Source organism: Nocardioides panzhihuensis (genome assembly GCF_013408335.1).
GTDB classification, from domain to species: domain Bacteria; phylum Actinomycetota; class Actinomycetes; order Propionibacteriales; family Nocardioidaceae; genus Nocardioides; species Nocardioides panzhihuensis.
In genome coordinates this window covers 1,176,721-1,192,527 of record NZ_JACBZR010000001.1, presented here as the reverse complement: position 1 = coordinate 1,192,527, position 15,807 = coordinate 1,176,721, and the positions used below count along the sequence as shown (strand labels likewise).

At 68.9% G+C, this 15,807-nt stretch carries 16 protein-coding genes; 5 read left to right on the top strand and 11 right to left on the bottom strand.

What is annotated here, in order from left to right; all coding sequences use genetic code 11:
- Positions 1-183 precede the first annotated feature (183 nt).
- From BJ988_RS05540 to ctaC, 4 genes are all read right to left on the bottom strand, one after another.
- Positions 184-1,341, bottom strand: coding sequence for an Ig-like domain-containing protein (locus tag BJ988_RS05540; RefSeq protein ID WP_179657101.1), 1,158 nt, complete (start codon positions 1,339-1,341; stop codon positions 184-186).
- A 198-nt stretch (positions 1,342-1,539) separates the two neighbouring features.
- Entirely contained in the window at positions 1,540-1,956 is a 417-nt protein-coding gene (locus BJ988_RS05535; protein WP_179657100.1) for a cytochrome c oxidase subunit 4, read from the bottom strand.
- A gap of 5 nt (positions 1,957-1,961) precedes the next feature.
- The gene (ctaD, locus tag BJ988_RS05530; protein WP_179657099.1) at positions 1,962-3,644 is read right to left on the bottom strand and encodes an aa3-type cytochrome oxidase subunit I; all 1,683 of its coding nucleotides are present in this window, start codon (positions 3,642-3,644) and stop codon (positions 1,962-1,964) included.
- Positions 3,641-4,534 (bottom strand): aa3-type cytochrome oxidase subunit II, encoded by an 894-nt coding sequence (ctaC, locus tag BJ988_RS05525; protein WP_179657098.1) that lies wholly within the window; start codon positions 4,532-4,534, stop codon positions 3,641-3,643. Before ctaC ends, ctaD begins: the two co-directional genes overlap by 4 nt.
- Positions 4,535-4,709: 175 nt before the next feature.
- Here ctaC and BJ988_RS05520 point away from each other — a divergent pair, with 175 nt between their 5' ends.
- Positions 4,710-5,819 (top strand): cysteine desulfurase family protein, encoded by a 1,110-nt coding sequence (locus BJ988_RS05520; RefSeq protein ID WP_343051482.1) that lies wholly within the window; start codon positions 4,710-4,712, stop codon positions 5,817-5,819.
- A gap of 79 nt (positions 5,820-5,898) precedes the next feature.
- Positions 5,899-6,135: a sulfurtransferase TusA family protein gene (locus BJ988_RS05515; protein ID WP_179657096.1), complete on the top strand. Its 237-nt coding sequence runs from the start codon at positions 5,899-5,901 to the stop codon at positions 6,133-6,135.
- An 86-nt stretch (positions 6,136-6,221) separates the two neighbouring features.
- Here the strand turns inward: BJ988_RS05515 and BJ988_RS05510 are convergent, their stop codons facing one another.
- Positions 6,222-7,205, bottom strand: coding sequence for a carbohydrate kinase family protein (locus BJ988_RS05510; protein WP_179657095.1), 984 nt, complete (start codon positions 7,203-7,205; stop codon positions 6,222-6,224).
- A gap of 118 nt (positions 7,206-7,323) precedes the next feature.
- Between BJ988_RS05510 and BJ988_RS05505 the strand changes: the two genes are divergently transcribed.
- Positions 7,324-7,539 (top strand): hypothetical protein, encoded by a 216-nt coding sequence (locus tag BJ988_RS05505; RefSeq protein ID WP_179657094.1) that lies wholly within the window; start codon positions 7,324-7,326, stop codon positions 7,537-7,539.
- 92 nt (positions 7,540-7,631) lie between these two features.
- Here BJ988_RS05505 and erpA read toward each other — a convergent pair whose 3' ends face one another.
- Together erpA and BJ988_RS05495 are read right to left on the bottom strand one after the other, a co-directional pair.
- Positions 7,632-7,985: an iron-sulfur cluster insertion protein ErpA gene (gene erpA, locus BJ988_RS05500; RefSeq protein ID WP_179657093.1), complete on the bottom strand. Its 354-nt coding sequence runs from the start codon at positions 7,983-7,985 to the stop codon at positions 7,632-7,634.
- A 65-nt stretch (positions 7,986-8,050) separates the two neighbouring features.
- Entirely contained in the window at positions 8,051-9,136 is a 1,086-nt protein-coding gene (locus tag BJ988_RS05495) for a glycerate kinase family protein (protein WP_179657092.1), read from the bottom strand.
- Between the two features lie 93 nt (positions 9,137-9,229).
- Between BJ988_RS05495 and BJ988_RS31265 the strand changes: the two genes are divergently transcribed.
- Complete coding sequence (locus BJ988_RS31265; RefSeq protein ID WP_179657091.1) at positions 9,230-10,279, top strand: DUF695 domain-containing protein; 1,050 nt, start codon at positions 9,230-9,232, stop codon at positions 10,277-10,279.
- A gap of 63 nt (positions 10,280-10,342) precedes the next feature.
- On the top strand, positions 10,343-11,527 hold the full coding sequence (gene nadA / locus BJ988_RS05485) for a quinolinate synthase NadA (RefSeq protein ID WP_179657090.1): 1,185 nt from the start codon (positions 10,343-10,345) through the stop codon (positions 11,525-11,527).
- A gap of 184 nt (positions 11,528-11,711) precedes the next feature.
- Here nadA and BJ988_RS05480 read toward each other — a convergent pair whose 3' ends face one another.
- Genes BJ988_RS05480 through BJ988_RS05465 form a run of 4 tightly spaced genes read right to left on the bottom strand, consistent with a single transcriptional unit; the run spans position 11,712 to position 15,728 of the window.
- Positions 11,712-12,353 (bottom strand): LuxR C-terminal-related transcriptional regulator, encoded by a 642-nt coding sequence (locus BJ988_RS05480; RefSeq protein ID WP_179661342.1) that lies wholly within the window; start codon positions 12,351-12,353, stop codon positions 11,712-11,714.
- On the bottom strand, positions 12,350-13,582 hold the full coding sequence (locus BJ988_RS05475) for a sensor histidine kinase (RefSeq protein ID WP_179657089.1): 1,233 nt from the start codon (positions 13,580-13,582) through the stop codon (positions 12,350-12,352). The genes BJ988_RS05480 and BJ988_RS05475 overlap by 4 nt, the downstream gene beginning before the upstream one ends.
- Before the next feature lie 17 nt (positions 13,583-13,599).
- Positions 13,600-14,949 (bottom strand): FtsX-like permease family protein, encoded by a 1,350-nt coding sequence (locus BJ988_RS05470; RefSeq protein ID WP_179657088.1) that lies wholly within the window; start codon positions 14,947-14,949, stop codon positions 13,600-13,602.
- The gene (locus tag BJ988_RS05465; RefSeq protein WP_179657087.1) at positions 14,949-15,728 is read right to left on the bottom strand and encodes an ABC transporter ATP-binding protein; all 780 of its coding nucleotides are present in this window, start codon (positions 15,726-15,728) and stop codon (positions 14,949-14,951) included. Before BJ988_RS05465 ends, BJ988_RS05470 begins: the two co-directional genes overlap by 1 nt.
- Positions 15,729-15,807: the final 79 nt, after the last annotated feature.

Genomic DNA, 15,807 nt, shown 5'->3' with positions numbered 1-15,807 from the left:
CCTTCCAGGCGCGGGCCGTCGGGGTCGACCCTGCGCATCGCGATCACGTCTTGAACGGAAGGTAGGTAAAGGCTCTTCCGGACGCAAGCAGCAACGACGTGGTGTCGCGCGTTGTCTGCCGCAGCCCACGATATCTGCCCGAGCCGGTTGTCCCGGTCAGGCGGCGCCCGGCGTGCCGCCGGGTCAGGCGAGCGCGGAACCGGCGCGGTATTCCTCGTAGGGGGTGTTCCAGTCGCCCCAACCGTTGCTGAAGGTCATCCCGCGGTTGGTGCCGACCGTCTCGACCACGTCACCGCGACGGGTCATGTCGTAGAGGAACTTGGCGTTGGCGTCGCTCATCCCGGTGCAGCCGTGGGAGACGTTGGCGTTGCCCTGCTGGGCCACCGACCACGGGGCGCCGTGGATGAACTCACCGGAGAACGTCAGGCGCATGGCCCACTTCACGCCCTCCATGTTGTAGTACTCCTGGTCGCCCTGGTTGATCCCGATGGTCTCGGAGTTCATGGTCTTGCGCTCGAACTTCTCGATGATCACCTTCACGCCGCTGCGGGTGATGAACCCTTCCTTGCCGGTCGTGATCGGGATGGTCTTGACCTTCTGCCCGTTCTTGAAGACCTCCATCTGGTGGGTCTTCGCGTTGGCCCGGTAGATGTGCGCGTCACCGGTCTTGAAGGTGATCTCGCGGTTCTTCTGGCCGAAGACGCCTCCGCCGGCGGGGACCGAGTTGATGTTGAGCTTCACCTTGACCGTGGAGTTGGCCTGCCAGTAGGTGCGCGGACGGTAGTGAACCTCCTTGTCGCTCACCCAGTACCACGACCCCTCCTGCTTCGGGGTCGACTCGACGATCATCTTCTTCTCGAAGGCGGCCTTGTTCTTCACCGGCAGGTCGTACGTCACGATGATCGGCATCCCGACGCCGACCGTCTCGCCGTCGAGCGGCGCGATGGACGGGTACGTCTGGCGGTCCAGGCCGAGGTCCTCGGTGGCGAAGGTGATCTGGCTCTTCTTCTCGAGACCGTCGTCGCCGGTGGCGGTGACCGCGAGGGTGTAGGACGCGGTCGGCTCGAGCACGTCGCCCGCACTCCAGCTGAGGCCGTCCTCGGTGATGGTGCCGCGCACCTTGGTGCCCTTGGCGCCCGTCAGCATCACCTCGTCGAGACGGCCCTTGGCCACACCGACCTTGACCACCTTGTCGACCGCCACGCCCGTCGCGTTGTCCTCGATGTTGGGCGTGATCTGCACCTTGGGCTCGGCGGGCTTCTTGGGCTCCTTCGAGGCCGGATCCGCACCGCACGCGACGAGCACTGGGGTGAGCGCCGCAGCCGCTGTGGTCCACAGCACCCGTCGACGGGCGAACAGGGACGGACGGTGAAACGGTGACTGCGATGACACGGTGAGACTGCTCCAGACGTGTGTATTTACCCCAACGCTCTGTACCCGGGCGCAGGCCCGATAACCCTACCGGGCATCACCAAGAGTTGCCCAAGAAATACAACGGGGCCCGATCCATCTGGATCGGGCCCCGAGTAGGTTCGACGCTCAGTGTTTGAACTCGCCTCGGTAGTACTCGAAGTTCCAGCCGGCGGTGGCCAGCATGCCGAGCACTGCGGCGATGATGACCAGCCACCAGGCGGCCATCGCGACCGCGAGGACCACCAGGCCGAAGGTGAGCGCAGCCCACAGCGGCCACCAGGAGAACGGCGGGAAGAAGCCGTACTCCCCGGCGCCCTCGGCGATGTCCCCGTCCAGACGGTCCTCAGGACGCGGGTCCATCTTGATCGCGTGGAATCCGAGGTAGATCCAGATCATCGTGAACAGAAGCGTGCACATCACCAGCGCCGAGGTGCCGGTCCAGTCACCGCCCTCCTCGGAGGCCGCGGTGATGAGCCAGTAGGCCGGGGTGACCAGCACCATGAAGACGGTGCAGATCCCGAAGATCCAGGCTTCAGACTTCATCGGGCTCAGCCTTCCTTGTTGGAGCTGGTGGAGACGAGATCGTCCTCATCGTGCTCCAGCGCGGCGATCTCCGGGTGGTGGAGGTCGAAGGCCGGGGACTCCGAGCGGATCTTCGGGATCGAGACGAAGTTGTGGCGCGGCGCCGGGCAGGCAGTGGCCCACTCCAGCGAGCGGCCCCAACCCCACGGGTCGTCCACGGTCACCAGCGGTGCCTTGCGGGAGACGTAGAGGTTGTAGAAGAAGGGCAGCATCGACAGGCTCAGCAGGAACGCACCCACGGTCGAGAACTGGTTCAGGAAGGTGAACCCGTCGCTCGGCAGGTAGTCGGCGATGCGTCGCTGCATGCCCTCGACACCGAGCCAGTGCTGGACCAGGAAGGTCGCGTGGAAGCCGACGAACAGCAGCCAGAAGTGGACCTTGCCGAGGCGCTCGTCGAGCATCCGGCCGGTCATCTTCGGCCACCAGAAGTAGAACCCGGCGAACATCGCGAACACGACGGTCCCGAAGACCACGTAGTGGAAGTGCGCGACCACGAAGTAGGAGTCGGAGACCTGGAAGTCGAGCGGCGGGCTCGCCAGGATGATGCCGGTCAGACCACCGAAGAGGAAGGTCGTCAGGAAGCCGATCGACCACAGCATCGGGGTGTCGAAGCTGACCGACCCGCCCCACATCGTGCCGATCCAGTTGAAGAACTTCACGCCTGTCGGCACCGCGATCAGGAACGTCATCCCGGAGAAGAACGGCAGGTTGACCGCACCGGTCACGAACATGTGGTGCGCCCAGACCGCCACCGAGAGGATCGCGATGCCGAGGGTCGCGGCCACCAGACCGACGTAGCCGAAGATCGGCTTGCGGCTGAAGACCGGGAGGATCTCGGAGATGATGCCGAAGAACGGCAGCGCGATGATGTAGACCTCGGGGTGGCCGAAGAACCAGAACAGGTGCTGCCACAGGATCGGTCCGCCGTGAGAGGCGTCGAAGACGTGGGACCCGAACTGCCGGTCGGACTCGAGCATCAGCAGCGCGGCGGCGAGGATCGGGAACGCGATCAGCGCGAGCAGCGCCGTGATCAGGGTGTTCCACGTGAAGATCGGCATCCGGAACATGGTCATGCCCGGCGCGCGCATGCAGATGATCGTGGTGATGAAGTTGACCGAGCCGAGGATCGTGCCCAGACCGGCCATGTAGAGACCCATGATCCACAGGTCGCCACCGACGCCCGGCGAGTACTGCGCGCTGGAGAGCGGTGTGTAGGCGAACCAGCCGAAGTCGGCCGCGCCGGTCGGGGTGAGGAAGCCGCTGGCGGCGATCAGGCTGCCGAAGAGGTAGAGCCAGTAGCTGAACATGTTGAGCCGCGGGAAGGCGACGTCAGGTGCGCCGATCTGCAGCGGCATGATCACGTTGGAGAAGCCGAAGAACAGCGGCGTCGCGAAGAGCAGCAGCATGATCGTGCCGTGCATCGTGAACAGCTGGTTGAACAGCTCGTCGTTGACGACCTGCTGTCCCGGGAACGCCAGCTCCGAACGCATCAGCAGCGCCATCAGGCCGCCGATCAGGAACCAGACGAACGACGTGACCAGGTACATCTTCCCGATCAGCTTGTGATCGGTGGTGGTCAGCAGCTGGTAGATCTGCTTGCCGAGCGGCTTGGGGCCCCCGGCGACCGGGCGCGCAGCGGTGGCGGTCACTCGCCCTCCTCCTCGTTGTGGCTGGCGATGTCGTCGGTGCTGCGGGTGGACTTGCCGCCACCGAGCAGCGGGCGCTCGGCCTCGAAGCCGTTCTGCGCCAACGTGTCGACGTAGGACTTGTAGTCGTCCTCGGAGACGATCGCGACCTTGAAGATCATCCGGGCGTGGTAGACGCCGCAGAGCTCGTAGCAGGCGCCACGGAAGGTGGTGCCGTCGATCAGGTCCTCGGCGTTCGGGTCGAAGGTGGCCGTGGCCTCCTTCGTGGTGATCGAGTAGTGGTTCACCCGACCCGGGACGACGTCCATCCTCATGCCGAAGTCCGGGACACCGAAGTTGTGGATGACATCGGCCGAACGCAGGTTGAACCGCGTGGTGGTCTTCTCTGGGAGGACCAGCGTCGGGATGTGCGAGCCGGTGCCCACGACGTAGCCGTAGCGGTCGTAGGGGTACTCGTCGTCGACGAGGTTCTCGTCCGCGCTGACGTCGGGCTCACCGATGCCGTGGTTGAAGGTCCACTGCCACTGCTGGCCGGTCACCTCGACCACGTTCGTCGGGTTGCCGTTGTCCAGCATCTCGTTCTGGACCGTGACGGTGTGGTCGAAGAACACAATCACCATCATGACCGGGGCGATCGTGTAGAAGATCTCCAACGGCAGGTTGTAACGCGTCTGGACCGGGATGTCGGCGTCGCTGCGGCGCCGGTAGCGCCAGATCGCCCAGAAGATGAGCCCCCAGGTCAGAACACCTGTGATCAATGCGGCCCACCACGCTCCCTGCCACAGGGCGAGGTTGTGCTCCCCCTGCTCAGAACGTGGCTCGGGGAAGCCGAAACGCGCCGCCTCGTCCGAACAGCCACTCAGCAGGAGGGCGCCGGCCGTCAGCGTCGCCACCAGCGCACCACGTCGGGCGCGGGCGTGGGACGGATTCGATCCGTTCCCTGGCAAGTGCAGACCCACTACGAGCCTCTCTCTCATGCGAACACTCAGATGTCGGCAGACTACCGCGAGCGCCTTCGGTTTCATCTTCAGGGGTTCCTCATGTCGCGCTTGGCTACCGTTGTCTTCCGTGACCGAACCCTTCACCTACCTCGACGCCGCATCGGCCGAACCACTCCATCCCGCCGCGCGGGAAGTGCTTCTGGCCGCGGCTGATCAGGGGTATGCCGACCCCCGCCGTCTGCACCGGCCGGCGCGCAACGCGGGGCTGCTGCTCTCGAACGCCCGCGAGGTCGTGGCCGAGGCGTTGGGAGTGCGCCGAGATGAGGTGCTTTTCACATCTTCGGGGACCGCCGCCGTGCACGCGGGCCTGCTGGGTCTCGGATCCCGTGGCATCGGTCACACTGCCGTCGAGCACCAGGCTGTCGTCGACGCCGCGAGCTGGTCTCGGCGCTCCCCCGTCACCGAGCTCGCCGTCGACGACGAGGCACGAGTCGATGTCAGCGCCGTGCAGGACGCGGTCCGCGCCGGGGACGTCGACGCGATCGCCGTCCAGCAGGCCAACCACGAGGTGGGCACGCTTCAGCCTCTCGACGAGGTCGCCGCAGCCGCCGGCCCGGTGCCGCTCTTCGTCGACGCCTGCGCCTCCATGGGGCGGCTGCCCCTGCCCCCGGTCGGCGACGCGGTCGCCGGCTCTGCCCGCAAGTGGGGCGGCCCCGGCGGTGTGGGGGTGCTGGTCGTGCGCAGGGCCGCGCGGTGGCGCTGGCCGTTCCCGGGCGACGAGTGGTCTCGTACGGACCAGGGGTTCTCCAACATCCCCGGAGCGCTGGCCGCCGCGGCGGCGCTCCAAGCGGTGGTCGCCGAGCGGGAGGAGGTCAACGCCCGCCAGCACGAGCTGATCTCACTGGTCAGGGAGCGCGTTCAGGCGGAGATCCCGGACGTGGACGTGGCCGGGCCCGCCGATGGACGGCTCCCCCACCTGGTGACGTTCTCGGCGCTGTACGTCGACGGCGAGGCGCTGGTGACCGCGCTGGACCGCTTCGGCGCCGGTGTCGCGAGCGGCTCCGCCTGCACCTCCGACACTCGCGAGCCGTCTCGCGTGCTCGCTGCCATGGGAGCGTTGACACACGGTAACGTTCGGCTGTCGCTGACCCGCGACACGACGCGAGAGGATGTGGAGCGCGTGCTCGATGCACTGCCCGGAATCGTCAAGGACCTACGCGCCGAGGCGGGATTATGAGCGAGCGACAGCGAGTGAACCATCAAGACAACACACGACGGCGCTCGTATCCTGGCGCCTGCGCTACGGGCGTGGTCGTGTGAGCGCGCCGAACCTCACCCTCGACTGTCGTGGCCAGGCCTGCCCGCGACCCATCATCGAGCTCGGCCGACACCTCGGTGACGTCGAGGTCGGCGAGGTGATCGCGGTAGCCGCCGACGACGTCGCCGCCCACCACGACGTGCCCGCCTGGGCCCGGATGCGCGGTCAGGAGTTCGTCGGCGAGGTGGAAGCAGAAGACGGCGTACCCGTCTATCGGATACGCCGCCTGAGCTGAGCCTGAAGGAATACCCGGTTAACCGGTTATTGCTGCACTTCTCAGGTGTTGCATTGCCTGAGAAGTGCAGCAATTGCCAGAGAAGTTCAGCTCTTGAGGTGCGGAGCGATCTGGTCCGCGGCGGTGTCGCCGTAGGACTCGCGGACTCGAGCCACGAACCCCTCCGCGGTGAAGGAGTACTCCTGCGGCCCGACGGTCTCGACGCAGTAGGCGGCCAGGACACAGCCGACCTCGGCGGCCTGCTCCAGCTCGCAGTCCCAGGCCAGGGCGGCCAGGAAGCCGGCCCGGAAGGCGTCGCCGACGCCGGTGGGCTCGACGGCGTTCACGTTCTTCGCGGCCGGCACCTCGATGGCGTCCTCGCCCTTGCGCTGGATGCGCGCGCCGTCCTTGCCGAGGGTGGTGACCTGGGTGCCGACGCGGGCCAGGACCTCCTCGGCCGACCAGCCGGTCTTCTGCTCGAGGACGTGGGACTCGTACTCGTTGGTGAACAGGTAGGCGGCGCCGTCGACGAGCTCGCGGATGAGCTCACCGTCGCCGAAGGCGAGCTGCTGGCTCGGGTCGGAGATGAAGGTGTAGCCGCGCTGGCGCGCCTCCTGGGTGTGGCGCTTCATCGCGTCGGGGTCGTCGGGCGCGACCAGCACGAACGACGGCTCGCCGACCTTCTCCGCGATCGGGCCGAGCTCGATCTCGCGGGCCTCGGCCATCGCGCCCGGGTAGAAGCTGGCGAACTGCGCCATCGCGGTGTCCGTGGTGCACACGAAACGCGCGGTGTGCAGCGTCTCCGAGACCCGCAGGTGGTCGCAGTTGACGCCGTGGCGCTCGAGCCAGGAACGGTAGTCGGCGAAGTCCTCGCCGACCGCCCCGACCAGCACAGGGTCGAGACCGAGGTTGGCCAGGCCGAAGGAGATGTTGGCCCCGACACCACCGCGGCGGATCTCGAGGTCGTTGACCAGGAAGCTCACCGAGAGCTTGTCGAGCTGGTCGGCGACCAGCGAGTCGGCGAACTTTCCACCGAAACTCATCAGGTGGTCGGTGGCGATGGAGCCTGCGATCAGGAGTGAACCGGACATGCGCGGAACCCTACCGGCGAGACCTCGGACGATGTTAAGACTCGGCCGTGGACGGGAGATGAATATTACCGCTGAGTCGGCCTTCTGCTACCGGTTGGTAGTGCTTACCGTCGTTTGTATGACAGAAACGCGCGTTCCGTACGACGACCTCGACAGCCCGGCGCAGCTCTGCGTCGACTGTGCCGCCGCCGACAGCGCGTTGAGCCTGCCCGCGCCGAGAGTGCGTGCGGCCGAGCGGCCGGCGCCGACGGTCCGGATGCAGGCTCGCGAGCCGGGCGACACCGCGATGCTCGCGGCCTGCGAGCACGCCGCCGACGACCTCGCCCTGATCTGATCGAACTCGGCCTCCCTCACCGAGGAGGCCACAGATGCCAGCAGCCCCTGCCTACGCGGCAGGGGCTGCTGACGTACTGGACCAGGTTCGGCTCAGTGGAAGGAGTCTCCACAGGCGCAAGACCCTGTGGCGTTGGGGTTGTCGATGGTGAACCCCTGCTTCTCGATGCTGTCCACGAAGTCGATCATGGCGCCGTTGAGGTAGGGAACGCTCATCCGGTCGACGACGACGGACACGCCGTCGAAGTCGGTGACCTCGTCACCGTCGAGGGTGCGCTCGTCGAAGAAGAGCTGGTAGCGCAGGCCGGAGCAGCCACCAGGCTGCACGGAGATGCGCAGGCTCAGGTCGTCGCGGCCTTCCTGCTCCAGGAGGCTCTTCACCTTCGCGGCGGCGACGTCGCTCAGGTTGATGGAGTCGGCGCGGCGTTCGGTCGTCTGCTCGGTCATGTAGCTGGGCTCCCTGTGCGTGGGTGCGGGTTGTGTCTTAAGGCTCAATCGTCGCACATCCTCGGTTATTCCCGATGGTCGGCGGACCAGGTCCGGGCCACCCGGGCGGCGACCTGAACCAAGGAGTCGTACGCCTCGGCGAGCGCCCGCTCCTCGCCGACGCTGTCGACGAGGGAGTAGGCGGCGTCGATGCCGAGCGTCCGCAGCTCCCGTCCGCTCATGCTGGCCTTCCCTGCCAGCACGATGCAGGGCCTCAGCGACTGCTCGGCCAGGCGCGCCACCCCGACCGGAACCTTTCCGGCGGTGCTCTGCGGGTCGAAAGACCCCTCGCCGGTGATCACCAGGTCGGCCCAGGAGGCCAGCTCGGGCAGCCCGAGCAGATCGGCGACGACCTCGAACCCCGGCCGCCGCGTGCCTCCGAGGAGCAGCAGCGCGAAGCCCATGCCGCCGGCCGCTCCGGCGCCCTTCTCGGTCGCGGTCTTGCGCGAGGTGGCGGCTGCCAGGTCCTGGAGCACACCGTCCCAGCGGGGCATGGCCTCCTCCATCAGCCCCTTCTGCTCCCCGTAGACCTTGATCGCACCGAAGAGACCGGTCAGTGGGTTGTCGACGTCGCTGGCGATCACGATCTCGAGACCGAGCGGCTCGGGCAGCGTGACCTCGGTGACGCCCTCGAGCCCGACGAGGCCGGCGTCGAGCGGCCGGTCCGCGGTGGCACCCAGCGCTGCGAGCAGGCCCGCTCCCCCGTCGCTCGTGCCCGAGCCACCGAGGCCGACCACGACCTTGCTGGCTCCGGCTTCGCGAGCAGCGAGGATCAGCTGCCCCACGCCGTACGAGGTCGCCTGCTCGACGCCCTTCCCGCCGGTCAGGTGCAGACCGGCTGCCTGAGCTGACTCGACATAGGCGGTCCCGCCCTCGACCAGGACCTGTGCGGCCACGGGCTCGCCGTGCGGGCCACTGACCTCGAGCTGGCGGAGGTCACCGCCGAGGGACTCGTGCAGCAGCGCGAGGAACCCCGGTCCCCCGTCCGCCATCGGCACCAGCGAGAGCTCGTCGCGTGGAGCCGTACGCCGCCAGCCCTCCGCGATCGCGGCGGCCGCCTGGGAGGCGGAGAGCGTGCCTGCGTACTTGTCGGGGGCGATCAGGACTCGCATGGCCGCAACCTACCCGCGCGCCGAAGGGTCCGGGCTTCCCACCGCCTCTTCAAAGCCACGACCATTGCGGATGCGTCGGGTTAAGGTCGTTTCGTGCGGTTCTTCCGACGGCGCGCGGCCAGCGACCCAGAGACCAGGCGGATCCGTGGCTTCTGGACCTGGTGGGCGCAGAAGGGTGCGCTCGCCTGTGGTGCCGCGCTCGATGCCGACGATCAGGACGCTCTGGTCGGTCTGCTGGCCAGACGGGTCGACGCGATCGAGACGGGTCTGAGCTGGGAGGTCGGCCCCGGGCCGCTGGGCGGACGGCTGCTGGTCGTCTCGGCCGGCAGCAACCCGGACCATCGCGCGCTGGCTCGCCGCTGGCTGCTCGCCGCCCCCGAGCCCGACGAGGTCTCGCCGTGGGAGTTCAGCGACCAGCGGCCGCCGGTCGACGATCCGGTCCAGACGGTGCTCACCACCTCCGGCGGAGCCACGATCCGGCTGGCCGACGTGCTGGTGAGCGGCCGGCAGAGCGGCGCTCACTTCGACATCAAGCTCTTCCATCCCGCTTTCCCGGAGCTCGTCGACGACGCTCGGTTGCAGGTCGCCTTCCACGCCCTCGACACCACGCTGGGCGAGTCCAGCACCGAGCTGTGGATCGGCGAGGTCGAGACGACCACGGCCCGCCCTCGCAACGGCTTCGGCCTCGACGGGCTGCGCACCGCCGTACGCAACCTCCGCAAGGAGTACGTCGACCCCGACGGCAACCCGGCCTGGGTGCTGCTCCGCGGGGAGAGCCCGCAGGGCCCGGTGGAGGCGAGCGCGGTCGTCCCCCTGCACCCGGTCATGGCCCCCAACCTGACCCAGCATGTCGGCGTGATGATCCCCTACGTCGGCTTCGCCGAGCGTGGGCTCCCCTCGGCCGACGCCCTGCGCGACCTCGGCCGGCTCGAGGACCGTCTGGCCTCGACCCTCGGGCCTGACGGCCGCGTCGTCGCCCACGAGACCACCAACGGCGTACGTCTTCTGCACGCCTATGTCGACCCGACCACCTCGGCCCCGCAGCGGCTGGAGGAGACGGTCGGCGACTGGGCCCACGGCGACGTCGTCACCCGGGTCGACACCGACCCGGCCTGGGAGGCCGTCCGACCGCTCCGCGCCTGAGGACGACCACCATGTGACGTACGCCACCGGATCGGGCAGCCCAAGACATGTATTATCGTCATCATGACGACTGTCGACCTCCCGCTGCTCCCCCTCGGGCGCGGCACCGACCTGAACTCCGAGCGTGGCGTCGAGTGTCCCGGCGACCTGCCGGCCGCCTCCGACCCCGACCTGGTCGAGCGCGCGCTCGCCGCCAAGGAGAAGCTCGGCGAACGCGTGTTCGTCCTCGGACACCACTACCAGCGCGACGAGGTCGTCCAGTTCGCCGACGTGATGGGCGACTCCTTCAAGCTCGCCCGCGACGCGGCCGCGCGGCCGGACGCGGAGTACATCGTCTTCTGCGGCGTGCACTTCATGGCCGAGTCGGCCGACATCCTCACCTCGCCGTCGCAGGCGGTCATCCTTCCGGACCTCGCCGCCGGGTGCTCGATGGCCGACATGGCGCGGCTGGGCCAGGTCGAGAAGGCCTGGGAGGCGCTCGCCGAGGCCGGCGTGGCCGAGCAGGTCGTACCGGTGACGTACATGAACTCCTCCGCCGACATCAAGGCGTTCTGTGGGCGCCACGACGGCGTCGTGTGCACCTCCTCCAACGCGCAGGCCGTGCTGGAGTGGGCCTTCGACCAGAAGGCTGATTCAGAGGGGGGCGCCAAGGTCCTCTTCTTCCCCGACCAGCACCTCGGCCGCAACACCGCGGTCCTGAAGCTCGGGCTGTCGCTGGACGACTGCATCGTCTGGGACCCGCACCAGCCCGGTGGCGGCGTGAGCGCCGAGGAGCTCCGGGCGGCGAAGGTGATCCTGTGGAAGGGCCACTGCTCGGTCCACGGCCGCTTCTCCCCCGACACCATCGACGAGCTGCGGGCCGAGATCCCGGGTGTGCAGATCCTGGTTCACCCCGAGTGCCAGCACGAGGTCGTCCTCAAGGCCGATCTGGTCGGCTCGACCGAGTTCATCATCTCGACCATCGAGGCCGCCCCTTCCGGGTCCGCCTGGGCGATCGGCACCGAGCTCAACCTGGTCAAGCGGCTCGCCGCCGCCCACCCCGACAAGCGGATCGCCTTCCTCGACCGCACCGTCTGCTACTGCTCGACGATGAACCGCATCGACCTGCCCCACCTCGTCTGGGCCCTGGAGTCCCTCGTCGACGGCCAGGTCGTCAACCGCATCGAGGTCGACCCCGACACCGCGCACTACGCCGAGCTCGCCCTCCAGCGAATGCTCGACCTCCCGGGCAAGACACAGGACGACTGACCCTCCTCGCCGAGGCGTCACCCCCGTCGGGCGAGGCGTCACCCCCGTCGGGCGAGGCGTCACCCCGGTCGGCCGAGTTGGCACCGGCGTGACGTCTCGGCCGACGTACATGACGTCTCGGCCGACGTACATGACGTCTCGGCCGACGTACGTGACGCCTCGGCCGACGGGAGTGACGCCTCGCTCAGGTGTCGTTGAGCCAGGTCAGGACGGCGAGTACGCGGCGGTTGTCATCGCTCGCCTGAGGCAGGTCGAGCTTGGTGAAGATCGAGCTGATGTGCTTGCCGACCGCCTTCTCCGTGACGAAGAGCCGGGCGGCGATCGCGGCGTTCGAGCGCCCTTCGGCGATCAGGGTCATCACCTCGCGCTCCCGCTCGGTCAACCGATCGAGCGGGCGTTCGCGGCGGGTGATGAGGGCGGCGACGACCTCCGGGTCGAGAACGGTCCCGCCGCCCGCGACTTGGCCGACCGCTCCGAGGAAGGCGTCGACGTCGGCGACGCGGTCCTTGAGCAGATAACCGACCGCGCCCTCTCCCCCGGCGAGCAGGTCGCGCGCGTAGAGCGGCTCGACGTACTGGCTCAGCACCAGCACAGGAAACCCCGGTCGCACCCGTCTGACCTCGATCGCGGCGGTGAGGCCCTCGGTGGTGAAGGACGGCGGAAGACGTACGTCGACCACCGCTGCGTCCACATCCGGCCGGACCAGCGCCCGCGCCAGCGCGGGTGCGTTGTCGACTGCCTCGACGACCTCGATCCCGCCCGCTTCGAGGATCCGGGTGAGGCCGACGCGGAGCAGCGCCTGGTCCTCGGCCAGAACCACCCTCAGATCCGGCAAGGCACCTCCAACGTGATCAGGGTCGGTCCGCCGGACGGACTATCGACCTCGACGGTGCCGTCGAAGGCGGCCAGTCGGGTCGCGATCCCGGCGAGCCCGTGTCCGGTGGCATCGGCACCGCCGCGGCCACTGTCGCCGACCACGATCCGCAGCCGTTGCCCGTTGTGGCTGCCGCGTACGAACGCCCGGTCGGCACCGGAGTGCTTGACCGTGTTGGCCAGGCACTCGGCCACCGCGAAGTAGGCCGCCGACTCGACCGGGTCGGGCAGACGACCGGGCAGCTCGATGGCGACGGTGACCGGCAGCGGCAGTCCGGCAGTGAGGGCTTCGACGGCCCCCACGAGACCACGGTCGGCGAGCACGGGCGGCAGGATGCCGCGTACGACTCCACGCAGGTCCTCCAGCGCGGACACCGTGGTCTCGCGGGCCTCCCGCAGCAGCGCGGCGGCGGCATCGGGGTCGGTCGCCATCAGCTTCTCGGCCAGCCCGACGCTCATCCCGACGGCGGCGATCCGGGCTTGGGCGCCGTCGTGGAGGTCACGCTCGATCCGACGCAGCTCGGCCGCCGAATGGTCCAGCGTCTCGGCGCGGGTCGACTCGACCGTCTCGACCCTGGCGGTCAGTTCGGCGACCTGTCCCTGACCGAAGATGCCGCGCTCGGCCAGCGCCCGTGCTCGGACGAGGGCTGGGGTGGTCACCCACCAGGCCAGGAGCAGCGGACCGGTGAGCAGGATCAGTAGCCAGGCGACCCAGCCGATGCCGGTGAGGGCCAGGATCAGCCAGGTCAGCGGCACGGTCAGGAACGCCGCGGGGAGCAGGGAGAGCACGAAGCCACCGGTCGCGGAGAAACAGCAGAGGGAGAAGTCGCGCCACCGTGCCTTCTCCCTGACCCACCGGAACGGCCGACCGAGGACCGGCAGGGCACTCAGGTCCGCGTACGTCTCGAAGATGGTCTCCCCGAGAAGCCTCCCGCTCACCCGGCGGTGCACACCGGCGACGGCCTGGGTGGCCGGCACCACGCCCAGAGCGACCCCGACGCCGACCCCGAAGACCAGCCCGAGGGGGATCGAGAGCACGGTGAGGATGGCCAGCACCAGGGCTGGCGCCATCATCAGGGCATAGCCCAGCGACAGTCCGGTCAGCCGGAGCCGCTCGACGAGCGCCTGCCCGCTGAACGGCTCCGGTCGCACGGTCCGGATCGGTGCATCCCACTCGGCCATCAGGAGTGAGTGTGACATCAGCGGGTGCCGGACGTCGTGCGTAATGCTCGACTCGTCGCGCCGACCGCGGAGGCCAGCGTCAGTGCCACAGCTCCGCCGAGCAGCAGGGGCGGCAGCCAGAGCTGCTCGTCGGGAAGCAGACCCTCGCCCCGGACGAAGGCGAACGGGACGATCGTCGCCTGGGCGGCGATCAGACCGACGAAGTTGCCGACCGCGGCGACGATGCCGGCCTCGGCGAGGACGGAGCCGCGCACCTGACCGGGAGTGGCGCCCAGCAGCATCAGCCTGCGTAGCTCCAGGCGCCGGTCGGCGAGGACGGCGGCGAAGGCGTTGACGACCATGATCGCCGCGAACGCGCAGATCATCGCGGTGACCACGTTGTTGAGCAGGTTGATCGTCTCGAACTCCTCGGCGATCTCCGGGGACAGACCGACGGGCATCGTTCGCTCGTCGATCCCGACCAGCATCAGGATGCTGACCGCGGCCGCCGAGAGCACCATCACCGGCGCGAGCACCCCGGCGAGCAGGTGAGACCTCCGTGAGGTGTTGTACGCCGCCAGGTGACCGCTCGTCCCGACCAGGAGCGGTCGCAGCAGCCAGCTGCCGGCCCGCAGCAGCAGCGGTGCCAGTGCCGCGAGCCCCACCGCGAGCAGGAGACCAAGAGAACCGGTCATCGCCATCGCGTCGTAGGGGTTGGCAGCGTCCTTGCCCGTGGCCATCGTCATCGCGACCATGGTCGCCGTCTGGCCGACTGCGACCAGGGCCACCGCCCAACGCCACCAGGCGATCCGTCCGGAGCCCGCCCGGCCTTCGGCGGGGGCGACCGTCGCCGGTCCTCGGGAGGCGCGCGACCCGGCCATCCCGGCCGCCGCCAGGGAGACGAGCAGGAGCAGGACGACGGTCGCGGCGAGCGCGACCCAGCCGCCCGAGTGGGAGACCTGTTCGCCCACGACGCCACCGGACTGCAGCAGGTCGAGGAGCGCCCGGCTGGTCAGGCTCGCCACGAGGGCGCCGAGAGTCGCGGCCACGAGCGCGACCACGAGCGTCTCCGCCCGTACCAGCGTACGGACCTGACGAGGCTCGGCGCCGACCGTGCGAAGCAGACCGATCTCGACCTCACGCTGTCGCACGGTGACCCCGACGGTCGAGACGATCGAGAATAGCGCGATGACGGTGCCCCAGGCGCCGACCACTCCCCCGAGGACGAGCAGGGTCTCCTGCTCGGCGGCCGGCGTGCCGGGTTCGAGCGCGACCTGGATCAGCGGCGTGAACGAACCCATCACCGCCGTGCCGAGCAGGATCGCGACGAAGGTCGCGGTCATGGCGGTGGCGCGGTGTCGCAGCGAGCGCAGTGCCAAGCTGAACATCACACCATCTCCCGCTCGGCCCGGGCTGCGAGCTCGTCGGTGAGCTCGTCGAGATGTGCCATCTGGCCGGCGACGGCCTCGGCGTCGGGATTGTCCATCCGCCCCACGGCGCGGCCGTCGACGAGGAAGACCACGCTGTCCGAGTACGCAGCCGCAACCGGGTCGTGGGTCACCATCACGACCGTCGCGCCGAGATCGCGGACGAGGCTCCGGAGCAGGGTGAGCACCGAGGCGGCAGTGCGGGAATCGAGAGCCCCCGTGGGTTCGTCGGCGAGGACGATGTCGGGGCCGGTCACCAGCGCGCGGGCGATCGCGACCCGCTGCTGCTGGCCGCCGGAGAGCTGTGCCGGCAGATGGCCGGCGCGCTCACCCAGGTCGACGCGGTCGAGGAGATCACGGACCCGACGGCGGGCCGCCGAGTCGATCCGGTGCCCGGCCAGCCGTAGCGGGAGCGCGACGTTCTGCTCGGCGGTGAGGTAGGGCAGCAGGTGAAAGCTCTGGAAGACGAACCCGATCCGCTCGCGGCGCATCCTGGTCCGGCGTGCCTCGGACAGCTCCGTGACATCCTGCCCCGCGATGACGACCCGGCCGCCGGTCGGCTGCTCCAGCGCTCCGGCGCAGGTCAGAAAGGTGGACTTGCCGGAGCCGGAGGGCCCCATCACGGCGGTGAACGTGCCCGGCGCGCACGTCAGATCGAGGCCGTCGAGCGCGGCCATGGAGGCCGCTCCCGTGCCGTAGGTCCTGGTGAGGCCGGTGACCTCGAGGGCGTGGGTGGTCATGGGGTGGCTCCTGGGGTTTCGGGTGGCTGATGTCACCCTTCGACGCTAGGGAACGCGTCGCTTGGCCACGATGGGCTCA